The 18,468-nt window shown below is 63.8% G+C and carries 16 protein-coding genes; 4 read left to right on the forward strand and 12 right to left on the reverse strand.

What is annotated here, in order from left to right; genetic code table 11:
* The first annotated feature begins 101 nt into the window (after positions 1 to 101).
* The gene (locus ASE22_RS02755; RefSeq protein ID WP_162248269.1) at positions 102 to 1,679 is read left to right on the forward strand and encodes an amidase family protein; all 1,578 of its coding nucleotides are present in this window, start codon (positions 102 to 104) and stop codon (positions 1,677 to 1,679) included.
* Positions 1,680 to 2,030: 351 nt separating this feature from the next.
* Here the strand turns inward: ASE22_RS02755 and ASE22_RS02760 are convergent, their stop codons facing one another.
* The 3 genes from ASE22_RS02760 to ASE22_RS02770 form a co-directional block, all read right to left on the reverse strand.
* Positions 2,031 to 4,262, reverse strand: coding sequence for a TonB-dependent receptor (locus ASE22_RS02760; protein WP_162248268.1), 2,232 nt, complete (start codon positions 4,260 to 4,262; stop codon positions 2,031 to 2,033).
* Between the two features lie 425 nt (positions 4,263 to 4,687).
* Entirely contained in the window at positions 4,688 to 6,325 is a 1,638-nt protein-coding gene (locus ASE22_RS02765) for a class I adenylate-forming enzyme family protein (protein ID WP_082545720.1), read from the reverse strand.
* On the reverse strand, positions 6,322 to 7,452 hold the full coding sequence (locus ASE22_RS02770; RefSeq protein WP_056354624.1) for a CaiB/BaiF CoA transferase family protein: 1,131 nt from the start codon (positions 7,450 to 7,452) through the stop codon (positions 6,322 to 6,324). The genes ASE22_RS02765 and ASE22_RS02770 overlap by 4 nt, the downstream gene beginning before the upstream one ends.
* A gap of 614 nt (positions 7,453 to 8,066) precedes the next feature.
* On the opposite strand from ASE22_RS02770, the gene ASE22_RS02775 reads away from it, so the two are divergent.
* Positions 8,067 to 9,278 (forward strand): acyl-CoA dehydrogenase family protein, encoded by a 1,212-nt coding sequence (locus ASE22_RS02775; protein WP_156397377.1) that lies wholly within the window; start codon positions 8,067 to 8,069, stop codon positions 9,276 to 9,278.
* Positions 9,279 to 9,301: 23 nt separating this feature from the next.
* The gene (locus ASE22_RS02780) at positions 9,302 to 10,189 is read left to right on the forward strand and encodes an alpha/beta hydrolase (protein WP_056354630.1); all 888 of its coding nucleotides are present in this window, start codon (positions 9,302 to 9,304) and stop codon (positions 10,187 to 10,189) included.
* 85 nt (positions 10,190 to 10,274) lie between these two features.
* Here the strand turns inward: ASE22_RS02780 and ASE22_RS02785 are convergent, their stop codons facing one another.
* From ASE22_RS02785 to ASE22_RS02795, 3 genes are all read right to left on the reverse strand, one after another.
* Complete coding sequence (locus ASE22_RS02785; RefSeq protein WP_056354635.1) at positions 10,275 to 11,525, reverse strand: CaiB/BaiF CoA transferase family protein; 1,251 nt, start codon at positions 11,523 to 11,525, stop codon at positions 10,275 to 10,277.
* A gap of 200 nt (positions 11,526 to 11,725) precedes the next feature.
* On the reverse strand, positions 11,726 to 12,931 hold the full coding sequence (locus tag ASE22_RS02790) for a thiolase family protein (RefSeq protein ID WP_056354637.1): 1,206 nt from the start codon (positions 12,929 to 12,931) through the stop codon (positions 11,726 to 11,728).
* Positions 12,928 to 13,359: a Zn-ribbon domain-containing OB-fold protein gene (locus ASE22_RS02795; protein ID WP_056354639.1), complete on the reverse strand. Its 432-nt coding sequence runs from the start codon at positions 13,357 to 13,359 to the stop codon at positions 12,928 to 12,930. Before ASE22_RS02795 ends, ASE22_RS02790 begins: the two co-directional genes overlap by 4 nt.
* Positions 13,360 to 14,063: 704 nt before the next feature.
* Between ASE22_RS02795 and ASE22_RS02800 the strand changes: the two genes are divergently transcribed.
* A complete protein-coding gene (locus ASE22_RS02800) occupies positions 14,064 to 14,867 on the forward strand; it encodes a FadR/GntR family transcriptional regulator (RefSeq protein ID WP_056354642.1) in 804 nt (267 codons plus the stop codon).
* Between the two features lie 110 nt (positions 14,868 to 14,977).
* Here the strand turns inward: ASE22_RS02800 and ASE22_RS02805 are convergent, their stop codons facing one another.
* From ASE22_RS02805 to ASE22_RS02830, 6 genes are all read right to left on the reverse strand, one after another.
* Complete coding sequence (locus tag ASE22_RS02805) at positions 14,978 to 15,646, reverse strand: enoyl-CoA hydratase/isomerase family protein (RefSeq protein WP_162248267.1); 669 nt, start codon at positions 15,644 to 15,646, stop codon at positions 14,978 to 14,980.
* Positions 15,647 to 15,690: 44 nt separating this feature from the next.
* Entirely contained in the window at positions 15,691 to 16,128 is a 438-nt protein-coding gene (locus ASE22_RS02810) for a MaoC family dehydratase (RefSeq protein WP_082545716.1), read from the reverse strand.
* Complete coding sequence (locus tag ASE22_RS02815; RefSeq protein ID WP_056354648.1) at positions 16,125 to 16,592, reverse strand: FAS1-like dehydratase domain-containing protein; 468 nt, start codon at positions 16,590 to 16,592, stop codon at positions 16,125 to 16,127. Before ASE22_RS02815 ends, ASE22_RS02810 begins: the two co-directional genes overlap by 4 nt.
* A gap of 115 nt (positions 16,593 to 16,707) precedes the next feature.
* Entirely contained in the window at positions 16,708 to 17,535 is an 828-nt protein-coding gene (locus tag ASE22_RS02820) for an SDR family NAD(P)-dependent oxidoreductase (protein ID WP_056354652.1), read from the reverse strand.
* Between the two features lie 61 nt (positions 17,536 to 17,596).
* Complete coding sequence (locus ASE22_RS02825; RefSeq protein ID WP_056354655.1) at positions 17,597 to 18,010, reverse strand: MaoC/PaaZ C-terminal domain-containing protein; 414 nt, start codon at positions 18,008 to 18,010, stop codon at positions 17,597 to 17,599.
* Complete coding sequence (locus ASE22_RS02830) at positions 18,007 to 18,462, reverse strand: MaoC family dehydratase N-terminal domain-containing protein (RefSeq protein ID WP_200933243.1); 456 nt, start codon at positions 18,460 to 18,462, stop codon at positions 18,007 to 18,009. Before ASE22_RS02830 ends, ASE22_RS02825 begins: the two co-directional genes overlap by 4 nt.
* Between the last annotated feature and the right edge of the window lie 6 nt (positions 18,463 to 18,468).

Here is an 18,468-nt window from a genome sequence, read left to right on the forward strand (position 1 = left end):
GCCCTTCACCCGCCGGCGCACCGAACCGGCCAAGGGGTCGCCGGACCATTTTTCTGATGGCGGCCATCCGCTGCCTGCTCGACGATAGGAAGGACTGTCGAATGAACCGCAGAGAGTGTCTATTATCCGCAACCTCGGCGCTGCTGCTTGCCGCCCCCGGAGCAAAGGCGCTGGCATCCAGAGCACCGGCAAATGTCGACCCAGCCAATTTGAGCGTTCAGGAGATAATCGGCGCCTTTCGTACTGGCAGGCTTTCCCCCGTCGCCTACATGGAGCACGTCCTCAAACGGATCGAAGTCCTCAATCCGAAGATCAACGCGTTCTTCTTCACCGATCCGGCGGGCGCCCGGGCCGCCGCGGCGGAATCCGAACGCCGTTGGGCCGCCGGACGTCCGATGGGACCGCTCGATGGCCTGCCCTTTTCGGCGAAGGACAGTTCGCTGACCCGAGGCATGCCCAGCCCGCAGGGGCTTACGGTCAATCGTGACATGCCGCCCGGCGACCGGGATGCGCCGGCGATAGCGCGCTTGCGGGAAGCGGGCGCAATCCTGATCGGCAAGAACACGCAGCCCGAGCTCGCCTCGCTGGCGTCGTGCATCAGCGGCCTGTACGGGATCGGCCGAAACCCCTGGGACTTTTCGAAAACGCCGGGGGGATCTTCGGGCGGTTCGGGTGCCGCCGTCGCCGCCGACATGGTGCCCCTGGCGATCGGTGGTGATTCCGGCGGGTCGATCCGTATCCCGGCCGCGCATTGCGGCGTGGTGGGCGTGAAGGCGAGTTTCGGCCGGATTCCGCTCTATCCGCCCGTGGCCTCGTCCACCACGACCGGCCCTTTCGTGCGGCGCGCCTCCGACATTCCGTTCATCATGAATCTTCTGACCAGGCCGGATGCCTCGGACCCCTATGCGCTGCCCTATGACGGCGTCGATTATACCAGGCGGCAACCCGACCTATTCAAGGGCAAGCGAATAGGGTTCACCGACTGGTTCGGCTATGGATTGCGGACATCGCCCGGCGTAGCTACCGCCTTTCGCGGTGCGATCAATCGGTTCCGCAATCTTGGCGCGACGTTGATTTCGATCGATGCGCCGTTCGACCATGATCCTTTCGACAGATTGGCGCCCATGTTCGCGGCTGGCGCACGCAAGAAGGCCCTAACGAAGACCGGCGGCAGGCTCGACACACTCCTCCCCGTGCTCCAGGCATGGTTCGAAGAAGGAAAGGACGTCACGCCGGAGGAGATGGAAATCGGCCTGGCCGAGCAAAAATTGGTAATAGAGCGGATGAATCGACTGATGGAGGAATATGACTTCCTGTTGACGCCGACATCCCCGATCACCGCGCACGAGGCCGAACTTGCCTTTCCGCCGGACGTGCGGCTCTATCGGGTGAGCCCCACCCGCGGGCCCGAATGCGGCCGGCCTGGGGGCCCAAATGGGATCGAGGGAAGCTGTCGCATCGGCGAACATCATTCGGGCTGGTTCGCGATGGTCCCGTTCACCTTCCCTTTCAACTATTCGGGTCATCCGGCCATTTCGATTCCGTGCGGCCTTGCCGACGGCCTGCCGGTTGGCTTGCAGGTGGTCGGCCGCAAGCAGGACGACTTCGGCTGCGTTTCGGCTGCCATCGCGCTGGAAGAAGCCCTGGATAGGAAGTTCGTTTCTCCTCTACTCGGCTAAGGTCCGGAGACGCGCCGCCGGTTCGACTGGACCGGCGGCAAAGACCGTGCCCATCGCGCCGGATCCGCGTCGCTGGTTGTCGCCGCCGTCGACACCGGGCTGGCGGATCGCACCCAAGGCGGCGAGAGAATGTCCGCATCGCGCGCATTAGGTGAACAACTTTCCAAGGACCATCGGTGCAAGTTCTCGCATCGATGCGTGGCGCAAGGCGCCGAAATGCGTTGCGGCCGCAGCAAGCTTCGACGGACATTCCCGTTCGAGCTCGCTGCGGCCGCATCGAGGGTAACCAGCGGCCGAAACCTGCCTTGACCGATGGTGTGAGGGGCAGCGTCGGCCGCTGCCCCTCTTCACTCACATCCCATATGTCAGTCGCACACCCACGGTGCGGGGGCGCGTGCGGAAATCCCAGTCGTCCGTTGCCGGAAGATAAGGCGTCCTCACCGGGGTGCCGCGCTCGTTGGTCAGGTTGTCGATGAACGCCGTGACGCCGAACCTCTCCGAGAAGAGCACCGAAAAATCGGCGCGGGCGACGAACATCTTATCGCCGTCTTCGGACACGGCGGCGCCCCCGACCAATCCTCGATACGCCTGTGTCGAGGTGTAATTGCCGGACAGCGACAACTTTCCGCGCAGGTCACCGCCCAGCGGGAAGGCATATTCGGCCGACGCGCCCCCGGTATATTTGGGCGAGAAGTTGAGCCTGGCGCCCTTCGCGAACAATACCTGGCCACCCGAAATCACATTCTCGTCGAAGGTCAGATTGTTCCAACTGAACTGGGCAGTCAGCGTCAGGTCGGCAACCGGACGGATCGACAGCGAAAGATCGGCCCCCGGACCGCTGGCGGACTCCGAGTTCACGATGGCGGCGCGCGGAATGGAGACGCCGCCGGTGACCACCGGCACGGTGATCAACTGCTGAACATCCTTCCAGTCGATATAATAGACGGCGGCGTCATAGCTGATCATCCCGTCCATGAGGGTGCCCTTCGCGCCCATCTCATAATTTCTGAGCTTGTCGGGATTGGTGAATTTGAGGGCGTCCGGCAGGGGCGGCCCCTGCACCACGCCGCTCCGAAATCCCTGGGAGTAGGAGGCGTAGATGGTGGACTGCCTGTTGGGATGCACCGTGACGACGAAGCGAGGCGTGGTGGCCTTGAACGTGTCGCTGTCGCGGACCCCGCCGCTGCTCACCGCGACGTTCGACTGCTTGTCGACGAAGTGACGGACGCCCGCGGTCAGTTCGACCTTCTTGTCGAAGAGCAGACGGGTCAGCTCTCCGTACACGGCATAGGATTTCGACAGCATTTTGGTGCTCGTCGCCGCCGTCGTCGGCAGATTGGCCTGCAGCAGGTCTTCGGAGTCATGGCGGTACATGGCACCGGCCGTCCAGCGCCAGGCGCTGCTGTTCGTGGACGCGAGGTTGAGCTCTTCCGTGGTGATGCGAGCACCCTGGCTAGTGAAAAGGTTGATGGGAACGCCGGGCGCTATGAATATCCCGAGGGGCGCGAGATTCAGATAGCCGGTGTTGCGATAACGCAGGTAGCTGGTGCCGCTCGTCACAGTGAATGTCGGAAAGTCATAGCCGATTTTCAGGCCATAAGCGTCGAAATCGGTCGTGACCGGCTGCGGCGCGGCAACCGTGTTGAAATCGTCGGAGTTGCCGAAGGAAGGCATGCCGTAATCGGCCCGCGAGATCCAGGCGGACAGGCCGACCGAAAGATTATCGTTGGGCTGGGCGTTGATCTTCAGGCGGGCATTCTTGACTTCCGAGTCATTGGCGTTGCGTGGGCCCGGCGTGTCAATCCAGCCGCTATTGTTCTCATATCCGAGCACCGCGCGCGCCGCCAGGACACCGTCGATGATCGGCACGTTGACCGCCATGTCGCCCTGGTAATTGTCGCCGCCGCCCTTGGTGGCGGAACCCGAGACGCGAGCCTTGAAGTCGAAGCCATCGAGTTCGGCATCATGGGTGAGGATGCGCACTACGCCGTTTTGCGCGTTGGAGCCGTAAAGCGTGCCTTGTGGCCCGCGAAGGACTTCGACCTGCTGAAGGTCGAAGGCTTGCGCGTTGGGCGCGATGGCCGATTTGATCAAACCGAACGGCACGGAGTCGACATAATAGGATACCGGGCTGGCGCCACCGAACAACGGGCCGCCTGCTGCCACGCCACGTATCGTGACCAGCGAGCCGCTACCCTGATAGGCTTCCATCACGGAAACGCCGGCAACGGTCCTCAGCGCTTCGGCCGCGCTGTTGATCGAGGATTTGTCGAGAGCATTCCCACTCAGCACCGCGATCGAGATCGGTACGTCCTGCAGCCGCTCGGCGCGCTTCTGGGCGGTGACGACGATCTCGTCCGGCGCGCCCGACACCTCCTCGGCAGCCGCAACACGGCGGCCTGCTACGGCGGAGTCCGGAGACGCCTGGTCCGCCAGCGCGAACTGAATCGCCTTCGGGGAGCCGTCGGCGGCACTGCCGACGCGATCAGCCGCCTGCACCGGAGCCGCACCCATGGCAGCTTGGGAAGATATGGCGCAGGCCCCCGCCAGCAACGTTGTTTTAATGGTCTTGCTATTCAGCATTTCTCGTCTCCCTCTGACTCTATGATTTTGTGGCGAGCGGCGCGCTGCCGGTGGCTGCCCTATCCTTGGCCCGCAGGCCGATGGCGCGGCGGACATCGACCAGCAAACTATCGAACACTGCCCTCGGCGCATCGCGGCATTATTGATAAGGATGCGCTGATAGCAGAGCGCGCCAGTAGCGTGGCGTATGCGGCTCTCAGCATTTGAGAAACCCGGCGAACAACGCATTGCAACCGCATTTTTGCCGCGCGTCTTTCAGGACCTCACCCGACTCACCAAGCAAGCTCATGGGCTTTCTCCCTTTCAGCGCGCCTGGAAAAAACTATACCGTATACTACTATACTTACAATGATAAAATCATTCTATACTTATAAGAATAAAAAGACACGCTCTCTCAGTATTTTGGCGGCGTCGGTGGGGGCGGATCAGGCGTCCGCCCGATCGACCCATGCCTGTTTCAACGCCCGCTTCAGCACCTTTCCGGTGGCATTTTGAGGCAAGGGACCCGGGTGGAACCACCATTGAGACGGGACCTCGAAATGTGCGAGGGTCTGGTGGGCGAAGGCCTTCAATTCGTCCCGATCGACCTTTTGTCCGCTATGCAGGACCACGACCGCGGCGAGTTCCTCGCCCAGGCTGGGATGCGGCAAGCCGAGCACGGCGACCTCCGCCACGGCCGGATGCGCCGACAGCCGCCCTTCGACATGGGGGGTCGCTATATTCTCGCCGCCGCGGATCACGATGTCCTTGCTCCGGTCGGTCACGAAGAGGAACCCGTCCCCGTCGAGCCGGCCGATATCGCCGGTGGCCAGCCATCGGCCCGACCCGATGGGGCCGGGATCCCATGCCGCGAGGCTATCCGCGCCGTCGGCCCGACACCAATATCCCAGCATCAACGAAGGGCTTCGGATCAGGATCTCGCCGATCCCGGCCTCGTCGGGGTCCGCGATCGAGATGGTCGAGGTCGCCAGCGGTCGTCCGACGCTCCCCGGACGCAGGCGGACCTCCTCGCCGACGCCCGTGGCCACCACGCCGCACGCTTCGCTCAGCCCATAGGTCACGGCGAGATTGCGCGTTACCGAAGGGAACCAGGTAAGGACCCGCTCGCGAAGCTCCTGTGAGACCGGCGCACCACCGAGGCCGAGCGTGCGAAGACCGGAAAGAGGCGGAAGCCCACTCTGCTCGAGATAGTCGATCACCCTGGTGACCATTGTGGGGACAGCCGACCATACCCTTATTTCCTGCTCGGCTATCTGCGCCACGATCCGCTCCGGATCGAAACGGCCCTCGCTGAAGACGATCGATCCGCCCGTCACCATCGGAGTGATGATCTGCTGCAAGCCGCCCACATGGAACATCGGCAGGCTCAGAAGAGAGCTGCTGGGCGCGGGCGGCGGCCTGTCCGCATCGGGCAGCCGACGGGTTCTATCCAGCAGGGCCTGAAGGGTGGAGATGATCGCCCGATGCGACAGCACGGCGCCTTTGGGCAACCCCGTCGTGCCGGATGTGAACACGACAACGGCGGGATCATCCTCCTGGACTGGCTTGGAGTCGTCGAAACGCTGATCCCCAGAATCATCAGAACCCAGTTCGGCCAAAGCGTCGAAGGCCAGGACTCTCCGGCCGTCGGGCAGCCGGGCCAGCCGGGCTCCGTCCCCGACGACCAGGACCGGATCGGTGGTCGTTACGGCGTGACGAACCTCATCCTCGCTCCACCAGGCATTTCCGAGGACGACCACCCCGCCCGCGGCCAGGATGGCCCAATAGGCAACCACCCATTCGATGCAGTTCGCGCCGAGGAGCAGGACCGGACTTTTCTTCTCCACCCCGTGACGCCGCAGGAGCGTGGCGGCCGCCCTGACGAGGCGCTCGTGGTCGGCGAAGCTTATCGTGCGCGAACCTTGGACAAGATAGGGGCGATCCGGAAACCGCCGGGCGTCCGAGAATAGCCCGGTGACATGCCGATGCCGGCTGGAAAAGACGCGACACGGCGCCCCCAGCACATATTCCTCGACCAGGTCCGCGCCCCATGTGGCAGATGGAAGGGATATTCCCTGCGTCACGACCGCCCCGTCAGAAGCTCGTCATTGTCCTGGCCGACCGCCGGTGGCGGGGCGACGGATCCGAGCCGGTCGAATGCGGCGAAATCGGCGGGATATCCTACCGTCCTCACCTCGCCGATCTCCGGCCAGTCGGCCATCCGATATATCCCCTGGACCTGCACCTGCGGGTCGGCGAGGTGATCGTCCATCGTCAGGCACAGCGACGCGGGCACGTCATGTTCGGCGAACACCCGCAGCCAATGGGTCGTCGTCTGGGTCGGAAGCACGGTGGCGAACAGTTCGAAGAAGCGCATCAGCAACTGGGTTTGTCCCGTTGCCCGGCGGATATCGGCCACCCATTCGGGATGCCCCACCGCGTCGCAGGCACGCTTGATCGCCTGACCTGACACCGGAGCCACCGCGAGCCAGCCATCCTTGGCCGGCAGTACCTGCGTTGAGAGCGCGTGGTGGTTGAGCGGGTCCTCCGGAGCGGAATCGACGAATGTGCGGTTCGCGAAAAGGTCGACAAAGTTGAAATATGCGGCGGATGCCAGCATCGACACGTCGACACGGTCGCCCCGGCCGCTCTGGCTGCGGGCGTACAGCGCGGCCAGAGCCGCTTGGGCCACCATCATGCCCGTGATCTTGTCGACCGGAAAGCCGGGCTGGACCTGGGGAGCGCCGGCACGGGCAGTCGCTTGGGTCAGGCCGCTGGCCGCCTGAACGATCAGGTCATAGACTGGCTTGTCGGTGTTAGGCCCTTCAGAACCATAGCCGGTCACGTTGATCCGGATAAGGCGCTCGTTCGCGGATCGCAGGACGTCGTCGCCGAGACCTAGCCGGTCTGCGACCCCGGTACGCCAGTTGCTGATCCAGATATCGCTCGTCGCCACCAGTCCGAGCAGTTTCTGCACCGAGCCAGGCTGCTTCAGATCAAGGCAGATGCTGCGCTTTCCTCGGTTGCAATTGGCGAACAGCGGACTGACTGGCGTCGGCGGCCGGCCGAAATGTCGGAAGAGGTCACCCTCGGGCGGCCCTTCCACCTTGATGACTTCCGCACCGAGGTCGACGAGCATCTGCCCGGCATATGGACCACTGACATAGCTGCCCACCTCAAGCACGCGAATGCCTTCGAGCGGCCCGACCATCAGCAGGATCCTGCCAGAGCGAGACAGTGATCGGCGACGTATTTCATTATCATCTCCTGTGACCCGTGTGCGATCTTCATAGGCCGGACTCGGCAATATCGCTCCACCGGTGGAAAAAATCCGACCCGCTACGAGCTTGGCATCGGTGAAGACCGGCGGCGGCTCGATTCATGTGTCGGATGGTCGCCCCGATGTCCGGAAGCGATTGTTCGCATTCCCCATTTCCGCGCCAGGACGACTCTGGCCGTCACTAGAAATCTCCTCCATATTTCAATCCTAACAAGTAATGCATTGATAGACAAGGGACTGATTGCGCCGCCGTGCGCATCGGCTTTTTGCCATCCTGATGCATTAAACGACGGTGCCGCGCGCAGCTTACGTCTACGGCATATCGCGCCGCTCCGCCGCCCGCCCCACCAGTCGAAGGCCTATCATTATAACCTTATAAAGATAGATATTGACGGATGAGGACTGACCGACATAGATCGGTTTCTAGGGCGCTGCTTGAGACGCTTGAACAAGGTGCGCGGCGGCCCTGGTAAGACCGCCTTTGTTCGCACGGGATTCCGCCGCCAGCTTTGCCTGTTCTCTCGAACCGATTAGGAGCCGAAATCTTGACCTCCGCGACGACCAGCCACATCGGAAGCGACGCACCGGGACGATCCGGCTCCGGAAGCGGGGAACAGGATATCGAACGGGTAAGGCTCGCCATTCGCGAGATGGCGTTGCGGGACATCGCGCCGCATGTCGAGAGAGCCGAATCGACCAGTACCTTCCCGGACGAAGTGCGCGAGGCGATGGCCATGGCGGGATGCTTTGGCCGCACCCTTCCCGTCGAGTTTGGCGGCAAAGCGCAAGGGCTGAGGGCTTTCGCCGCCCAACAGGAAGAATTGGCGAAGGTCTGGCCGACGGCCGCCATCGCCGGAACCTGGGCCAATCTCAGTGGGCGCCTCATCTCTCGCTACGGCAATGAGCAGCAACGACAGGCCCTTTTGCCCGGCCTTGTCGACGGCACCGGCCTGGGCGGCGTGGGCTTCACCGAACCGCATGGCGGATCGGACGCAGCAGGGATCCGCACCACCGCCACTCGCGACGGCGATCATTGGCTTCTCGACGGTGCAAAGCGCATGATCGACAACGCCGCCAATGCACCGTTCATCGTGGTGAGCGCGAGATCGGAGCAGGACGTTGCGGCCCGCCGCCAAGGCATAAGCCTGTTCATTGTTTATCGGGACGACCCAGGCTTCAACTATCAGCGCACCTATCGCACGCTTGGCTTCCGGGCGGCCGGCCTGGGCTGGTTCAAGCTCGAGGCATGTCGGGTTCCTCAGGACCGGATGCTTGGCGAGCCAGGGCGCGGCTTCTACCATATGATGGATATGGTCGAGTTCGGCCGGGTCGGGCTGTCGGCCATCTGCCTGGGCATGACCGAGGCGTCGCTGGCATCGGCCACCCGCTTTCTGATCGACCGCTCCACCTTCGATCGCCCGCTCGCCCAAAATGACGTGATTCTGGCCAGGGTGGCCGACATCCGCATCCGCCTGGACGCCGCCCGGCTGCTCACCGAACGCGCCGCGGCCATGGTCGACGCCGGTGTCCAGTGCCAGGCCGAGTCGGCCATGGCCAAGGTCTACGCGTCCGAACTGGCGGTTGAAGCCACGACCCAGGCGTTGCATCTGCACGGCGGCATCGGCTTCACCGACGAATATGCCGTCGAAATGCACGCCCGAGACGCTCACGGCCTTACCATCGGCGAAGGCACGTCCGAAGTGCTCCGCATGGTTATCGGCCGCCATGAGATGGCCAAGGCCGGAACTTCCGCCTGAGAACCGAAAGGAAAGCGGCCAGGATGGTCGAACAGAAATCGGGCGCCGGGCCCGTCGCCATGCCGCCGCTGACCGTGGAGCAGCATCGCGAGGTCACCGAGACCGCCATCTCGTTCGCGGCCGAACCGGTCGGCGTGACATGGACGCCCGCGATCGTCGGCGGCGTTCCGGGCCTCTGGGCTGACAGCGATCGCGGCGATCCCCGGCGGGTGCTGCAATATCTGCACGGCGGTGGTTATGTGGCCGGGTCCGCGGCGTCTCACCGCCGGCTCGGTGGCCATCTCGCCAGGGCGATCGGCTGCCGGGTGTTCCTGGTCGATTACAGACTGGCGCCGGAGACTCCCCATCCTGGCCCCCTCGACGACAGCATGGCGGTCTATCGGGCCCTGCTGGATGCGGGAACGCACCCGGAATGCTTCGCCATCGGCGGCGATTCAGCGGGCGGAGGCCTGGCGTTATGCAGCCTGCTCCGGGCCCGCGACGAGGGTTTGTCTCAGCCTGCAGCCGGTTTTGCCTTCTCGCCCTGGACGGACCTGGAGGTGCTCGGCGCGAGCATCACGACGAACGCCGGGTTCGACCGGCTCGTCACCGCCATCGAGTTGAAGAATCTGGCCGGGTTATTTCTGGCCGGGGCGAATCCGCGCGACCCCCGGGCCGCACCCGTTCACGGCGATTACAGAGGCATCTGCCCCTTATACTTTCAGGTCGGGGGTGCGGAGATCTTGATGGATGACAGCCTCCGCGTCGCCGATCTGGCGCGTCAGGCGGATGTCGATGTGACGGTCGACGTGGCCCCGGGGATGCAGCATGTCTTCCAGCTCAGGGCAGGCCGACTGGCGCAGGCCGATGAAGCCATCGGTCGCATAGCCGGATGGCTGCGCCCCCGCATCGGACCGGCCCCTAACGAATGAGGCTCAGTGCCTGACGCCGAGGGCGCCCCTGCCCTCGGCGCGCCCGACCATCCCGACCTTTCAGCCGAGCGATAGGCCGCGACGATCAGACGATGCCATCGGCTTTGAGCCGCGCCAGCTCTGACGCGGTCACGCCGAGGTCGGCCAGCAATTCGTCCGTGTGCTCGCCATGGCCCGGCGCCGGGCGCTGGACCCGATAGGGTTGCCCGGCGACGATCGCCGGCTCGCCGATATAGGTCCACTCGTTGCCGGTGGGGTCCGGCGCCCGATGGAATATACCGAGCTGTCGCATCTGGCGATCCTCGGCGACTTCGGAGATCGTGCGCGGAGCAGGACCAATCGGTATATCCTCGCGCGCGGCGAGATCGACCCAATAGGCGGCATCATGTTTCACGATGATGTCCTGCAACTGCTGACGCAGCCAGACATTGCCGGCCGCGAAATCGGCGGCGAGCGACGCATCCTTATGCTCGATCAGGTCGGGCCGCCCCGCCGCCGCGCAGAACCGGTCCCAGAATTTATGCTCGATGCAGGCGAAAAGGACCACCTTACCGTCGGCGGCAGCGTAGAATTGATATTTGACCCAGTCTGATCCGGCCACATCGGGGTCCGGCAAATCGGCGCGGTCGCTTATCAGATGATCGTTCATCGTAAACGTTGCGGCGATCCAGGCATTTGCGACGACCCCGGCCGCGGCGGACACGTCGATATAGGCCCCCTCTCCTGTCCGATCCCGCTGGACCAGCGCAGCCGCCACATGGAAAGCCGCGTGTATCGCGCCGGCCGCGGTCGCCTCTCCTCCGCTTCGCAGGTCGCGCTGGATCGGGGGCGGAACCGGTGGGCCCGGCAGCACCCGTGCCGCGCCGTCGGCATCGACGACCGTGGGCTGCGCCCCGGCGAGCGCCTCCATCATCATGCCGTGTGTCGGGATGCTGGCATAAGGCCCCTGGGCGCCATAGCCGGTATATTGGCAGTAAACGATGCCCGGCTTGCGCCGCCGTTGCTCTTCATACCCCACGCCGAGCCGGTCGGCGACGCCGACGAGGTTCCCGTCGATGAAGACGTCGGCGGTCGCATGCAGCCTCCAGAAAAGCTCCCGCCCGCGCTCCTCGCGAAGGTTGAGCGTCAAGCTCCGCTTATGCTTGTTCGCCTGGATGTGGGACGGGCTGTTATGTGGAGAGACGCTCCCGCCGATGTCGCGGATGTAATCGCCCAGGAAGGGGCTCTCGATCTTTATCACATCGGCGCCGAGATCGCCGAGCAGGGTTCCAACCGTGCTGCCGTTGAGCAGCGTGGCGAGTTCCAAAACGCGGACACCGCGCAGCAGATCACTCACAGGGTATATCCTTCGCGGGCCGGGCGCGGCGTTGCAGGTTATCTTCGAGCATCATGCCGCTCCATCTGCCCGGCTATCGGCTTTCCTCGACAAGCGCCACGCCGCGCGGCTGTCATGTCAGCTAAGCGAGCCGGCGCGCAAGCGGCGCGACGAACCACGGGAATGTGCGTTCGCCGCCCCCGCCAACAGAGGCGGGCCCGTTACCGTGGCGCCGCTTCCAGGATGTGGACGGCACAGGCCGAGGCCAGGCCGATCACATGGGTCAGCCCGACCCGCGCTCCCTCGATCTGCCGTTGCCCCGCCTCACCACGCAGATGGGCGGTCACCTCGAAGAGATTGGCGATGCCCGTAGCGCCCAGCGGATGCCCCTTCGACAGCAAGCCGCCGGAGACGTTGACCGGGATCCTCCCGTCCCGCCACGGCGCGCCGGAGTCGATGAACTCGCCCGCGCCGCCGGGATCGCACAGCCGGAGATTGTCGTAGTGGAGAAGCTCGGCAGTCGCGAAACAATCGTGCAACTCGACGACATCGAGGTCGTCAGGGCCGATGCCGGCCTGCTCATATGCCCGGTCGGCGGCGAGCCGCGTGAGGGTGTTCACGTCCGGCTGGACCTGGTCGGTTTCGGTCCAGGGGTCGGAGGTCATCACGGCGGCGCTGATCTTGACCGCGCGACGCCGCACGTCGAGGCCGAGCGTCTTCAGCTTCGCACCGGACACGAGGACCACCGCCGCCGCGCCGTCGCCGGTGGGGCAACACATCGGCAATGTGTTCGGATAGCTGATCATCTCGGCGTTCAATATCTCGTCGAGCGAGAATTCTTTGCGATATTGCGCCAGGGGATTGAGCACCGAATGCGCGTGGTTCTTCTGGGCCACCTTCGCGAAGTGCGTAGGAGTCACGCCGTGCCGGAACGCATATTCCATCCCCGCCTGTGCAAAGACGCCGGGCATCGTCCCCGTGCCCAGGATTCCTTCGGGACGGATGACCGAGCCATAGCGTCCGCTGGCCGCATAGACCTTCTTCTCCTCGCGCGGTCGAGCGGCGCCACCGATCATCCCCATCTTGCCCATCTTCTCGACCCCGACAGCCAAGCCGATATCGGACTCACCTGCGGCGATCGACAGCATAGCGACGCGGGCGGCGGTTGCTCCAGTGGCGCACGCGTTGACGACGTTGAACACCGGGATACCAGTCTGACCGATCTGCTTCTGCAGGCGCTGGCCGTTATGGGAGTTGGCCTCATACACGTTGCCGAGCGCGAGCACACCGACGTCGCCCATCGAGATCTGCGCGTCGGATAGCGCGCCGAGAGCCGCCTCGGCCGCGAGGTCGATGAGGTCCTTATCGGCGAAGCGCCCAAATGGCGTCATCGCCGCACCGATGATCCAAATATCTTCCGAGCTCATGCCGTTTTCCCCAGCCGCTTATATCCAAAGGCAATCGCTTCGGTGCCGTCATCGTCGGTCCCGACGACAAAGGTGGTCAGCGCAACACGCACATGCGGAGCGACATCCTCCGGCGTCTCGAAACCGAGCAGGTTCGCCTTGACTACTCCACCACCGTCAAGATCGACGATCGCCGAAACGAATGGACGCTTGACCCGGTGCACGAAAGTAAACGCCCGTACGCGCCCGGTATTTGCTAAACGGCTTGAGGTGAACTCGGCCGCAAAACATTTGGCGCACGCGTTGCGGCGGTCGAAGTAGAGGGCACCACAACTCCGGCACTGCCGGGCGGATAGATGTGGCTCGTCGCCCAATACCAAATAGTCGACCACCGGAATCTGCCGGGGCGTCGAAGTCGATCCGCCGTGCTGAACGGGCAGTCCTTCCATTGGTCCAGCCATCAGCAGCCCCCTGGCAGGGCGGACTTATGGTCGCCTTTATAGTTCATGATCGTCTCCTTCGACATTGGCGAGTTTCAAGGTGAACCGGGCGGAGCCGCGCTACCTCGTCCTTCGCTGCGCAATGGGATGCCAAGGGCTGGTGCCCCCAACAAAAAGGTGCAGCTCGGCATCGGCCCCGATGCAGAGCGTTCATGGCCTCGGGGAGGCACATCCTCGTCAACCGCCTTCCGCACCACCTGCCGCCTCTAGAATCAATCCTATCAAGTAATGCATTGATAGACAAGTGGAGTGTCACACCCTTCGCCGGCGTCTCAACGCCGGATGCCCGCCCGGATCGCAGCTCTCGATCAATACTGCGATTGCTGCTCCAGCAGTGCCGCGCGCCTGAACACAATCCATCGCATTCGAGCGGCAAGCGCAGGCGGCACGCCTTGCTGCCGGGTCGCGTTGGCAGTCGACCGCCTGCACGCCAGTAATTGATCATGAGTGCCCACGACTGCACAATCCAAGGCTATGTCAATGCTTCGGCCATGGCCGGATGAGGGTAGTTCTCCGCCTCCCTTCATGACGCTAAAAGCGGCGGCTGTGGGTGCAATCCTGTGAAGGTTATTGATTGACGGAGACACTACCCCGACGTAGATCGGCTGGATCAGCGGAGCTTCGGGAGTGGATCAATTGGCGAGCGGACTTTGATGAAGGCCACCGGTGCTCGCCCTCGGATGCCGCTGCAGCAGGTCAGGATTGCGGAGTCGATCGCGGCCGAATTGCGAGCCCGCATACTCAATGCCGACGAGGGCGCCGTCCTGCCCAAGCAGGATGAAATCGTCGCCGAATTTCAGGTCAGCTATCCGTCGGTGCGCGAGGCTCTTCGAATCCTCGAAACGGAAGGCCTGATCACCGTTCGCCGAGGTAATTTGGGCGGATCACAGGTGCGCCGCCCCGATGCCGGTTCAGCCGCCTACTCGCTCGGCCTCGCCCTCCAGGCCGCAAGGGTTCAACTGTCGGACCTCAGCGACGCGGTAGTCCGGCTGGAGCCAATGTGCGCGGCAATGTGTGTCGAGAATGCCGACCAAGACAAGGTCCTTCCCAAGCTGCGTCAGAATATCGAGGAGACTCGGGCGCTGCTGGACGACGAGCCCCAATTCCTGATGAAGGCTAGAGAGTTTCACGACCTGCTCGTCACCTCCGCGGGGAACAAGACCACAGAATTGATGGTCCGCAGCCTGGTTGCCCTCTGGTCGTCGCAGGAAGAAGCCGTCGAAGAGACAATGGCCGCGCACGGCGAGACCCATACCCGCGAGAATCGCGAGGCAGTGATCGACGCGCACGCCAAGATCGTTGCCCGCATGGAAGCCGGTGATGCAGCCGGGGCGGAACGCGCCGTCCGCCGTCACAACGAGGCCGTTCGCGACCTGTATATCAGCCGCGTTGATGGAAACGAGATCGTCGACGCGGCAAGCGCCAGGGCTCGCCGAAGCTTCCAGTCGCTGGTCTGAACCGCCCGGTCCCACGCGATAAGCGTGCTGGGCGCATCCGGCTGACGGCATCCGGCTGACGACCGCCGGTCATGGCCAGGCCGTCGCTCCCGATCGGCCGGGCATCTTCCCTATGCAGGCCCGATAGCCGTCCCGGCGAGAGCCTTGCGGGCATGTTCCATCGTCTCCCGCGGCTGTGCCGCCAGGTGCGCCGCCATCGACAAGGCCGTGGCGTGGAGATCGGCTCCTCGGCTGACATGGTCGATAAGCCCCATGGCGAGCGCGGAAGCCGCCGGCAAGGCATCTCCCAGAAGGACCATGCGGCGGGCGAAGCCCATGCCGGTCCGGTCGATCAGCGCGCCATAGCTCGTCCGGTGCACCCTTGCGCCCGTCGCCACCTGGGGGAGCTGGAAGCGGGCGTCATCGGCCGCGACGATGAGGTCGCAGTGAAGGGCAAGCTCCAACCCGCCGCCGATCGCCGCTCCCTGCACGCAGGCCACGGTCGGCAGCGAGGCGGCCCTGATCGCGATCATGAGCGCCTTGATCTCGGCCAGGTGCTGCCGCCGGTCGTCCAGCGACAGCTCGACGAACGACTTGTGATCGCCGCCGGAACAGAAATTCCGCCCCTCCGCGCAGAGCACCAGCGCCTTACCCTCGGCCGCCGCGACAGCGCGGGTGAGGCCCAGCACCATCGCGGGCGTCAACGCATTCGATCGGGACGGGTCGGACAGGCGTATGACGGTCACGTCGCCGGCGCGGTCTACGGCGACCATCGGTTCAGGCGGCTCTTCTGGTCTCATGCTCATCTCCGCTCCGCGGGGTCAGCGACGTTTCGGCGCCGACGTCATGTCTCTACCGGAATGGCGAACGTCGCCCACCCCTTCAAATGAACGCCCCCGGTCTGCCGTTCGGCGAGCAGGTCGAGGTCGATCAGCCCAACGCCGTGTTCGACGCGCTTGCCGGCCACGGTGGCCTTGTACGTTATGATGTCCCCAGGCCAGGCCTGTTCGCGGAACTGCACCTTGAACCGGCGGACATTCTCCGGACCGAACAACTCGGCGCTATAACTGGCCATCACTCCAGCCTGGCGCATGCCGACGGCGAACGGCTGGTCATATCCGGCCTTTCGCGCGAACTCTGCGTCGTGATGGATCGGGTTCATATCCCCCGATGCACCTTGGTACCGGACGAAATCGGTGATCGTCAGGGGCCGCGCAACCTTCTCACCCACATCTTGGCCGACAATCGCATCGGCCCACGATATCCTTTTGGAATGGCTCATGCTGCGGCCGCCTTGCTCGTCTCGATCAGCGTGGCCCGAACTTCGGCTACGAGTTTCTTCGAGTCGGCATCCCGATACTCAGTCACGGTTTCGGTAAAATTCATCAGCCCCCCGCGTTTGCCAGGTTTCGAATAACGCTTGTCGATACGAACTTGCCCGATCAAATGATCACCCGCCCTGGGCGGAGGTCCGTGGAACAGGAACTCCTGCTCGCCATGCAGAAGACGGCGGAAGTCCGGCGGTGAGTCGCCCCAAGGTGCGTTTGCGGGCGTCTGCCAGAAGTTCGCCACCATCAGGTAAGTCGGTGGGGAAACCGGCTGTGGTTCCGCATAGGCCGGATCTTTCGTTCCGGTCGCCCAAGCGAACTCTCGCACCTTTCCTGTCTCGACCCATAGATCGAAGGGCTTCCCTCGCCCCTCATCGCTCTGGACCTGTGCGGCCGGTTTGGCTGTTGAGTCGGCCATCAGGCCCTCCTGTGTCGCTAGTTCGGGCCCAAAGACCCTTTGCCCATGCTGGTGACGATCGATCTGCGATGCAGCGGGCCGATCTGCGACCTACCGAATGACAGCGCGCCGGTGTTCAACCTTCCAGGCCGCCCCCCGTCACGATCAACTGGCCGGAAACATAATCCGCTTCAGGATAGGTGAGCATGACGACCGAACCCGCTGCCTCCTCGGGGGTCCCTGGGCGTCCTAGCGGGATCATAGCCTTGGCCATTTCGAGAACCTGCGGATTGACCCCAACCTTGATCTCGCGACCCTCCACGTCGATCGTCGAAGCCTGATCCGCCGTCGCTTCGGTCAGTCGCGTCAGGATGAACCCGAAGGCTACACAGTTCACGTTGACGTTATATCGCCCCCACTCCTTCGCGAGAGCCTTCGTCAGCCCGACGATACCGGCCTTGGCGGAAGCATAATTGGCTTGCCCGGCGTTGCCGAACACACCGGCGACCGACGAGATGTTCACGACCTTGCGATGCACGATCCGGCCCTCCGCCTTCTCCTTCTTGGCCGCCGCGCTGATGATCGGCTGCGCCGCGCGAAGGATGTCGAAAGGGGCCTTCAGGTGAAGATCGACGATCGCGTGCCACTGTTCGTCGGTCATCTTCTGGATGACAGCATCCCATGTATATCCGGCATTGTTGATGATGATGTCGATGCCGCCATAGGTCTCGACCGCCGTCTGGACGAACCGATCAGCAAAGCCCTCGCTGGTCACGCTACCGGCACAGGCGACAGCTTCTCCGCCATTCTTCCTAATCTCCTCCACGACCTGATCGGCGGGCTCCTGGTCGAGGTCGTTCACGACCACCCGTGCGCCCTCCCGGGCCAGCAACAGCGCGACCGCTCGGCCGATCCCGCGCCCGCCGCCGGTGACAATCGCGGACTTCCCGTCAAGTTTCCCCATCGTCTTTCCTTTATCTCTATGCATCTGCGGTTCGCGATCGAACCTGCCCGAAATGATCTTGCTAGGTGCGGTCGATCTCGACGACGGCCTCGCCGATCAGGGTGGTCGTGCCGTCCGCCAACGCGACGACGAGATCCAGCGTCGCCAGCCGTTGCCCCTCGACCTCCTCGATCGACCGGACGGTCCCGCGACAGGTCGGCTGCCCGTGGACCGGCGTGATGGCCGAAAACCGAACCTTGTAGTTGCGAAGCTTCTCCACCCCGAAACTGTCGGTGAGCAGGCGGCCGAGATAGGCCATCGACAGCATGCCATGCGCGAACACATCGTCCATGCCCGCCGATTTCGCGACGTCGATATCGATATGGAGGGGCATGTGATCGCCCGAGCTGCCTGCGAACAATGCGAGCGTCGTGCGCGAGATCGGCTCAATCCGCAAAGGACCGACCTCCGCGCCGGGCGTGAGTGCGGCGCTCACGCCGCCGCTCCCGCGATCTCGCGTATGACCAGGCTTTCGCGCATCGTGACCACGGTCACGCCGTGCTGATTGACGATCGGCACTTTCGTGACCAGGAACTTCAATGCTCCCCCCTTCTTCTCATAGACATCGGTGATGGTCGCCGACGACGTCAGCTCGTCGCCCGCATAGGCCATGGCATGATAGGTGAACTCCTGCTCCCCATGGAGCACCGCGCGCACATCGACGCCGAGTTCGGTCAGCAGATCGATGGCGTTTAGCACCTCGAGGTCGACGCCATAATAAAAGGTCGGCGGAACCGGCAGGTCGGGATGTCCCGCGCGCCGTGCGGCGTCAACGTCGAAGAATACCGGGTCGGTTTGCCCGATCGCCTTCGCGAAGAAGCGCAGCCGGCTACGCGTCACGAGAAGGCTGCTGCCGGGGCGGCCCGTTCCGATAAGCGAAGCGTCCACGCGCAT

Origin of the sequence: Sphingomonas sp. Root720, assembly GCF_001428605.1 — a bacterium.
Classification (GTDB): domain Bacteria; phylum Pseudomonadota; class Alphaproteobacteria; order Sphingomonadales; family Sphingomonadaceae; genus Rhizorhabdus.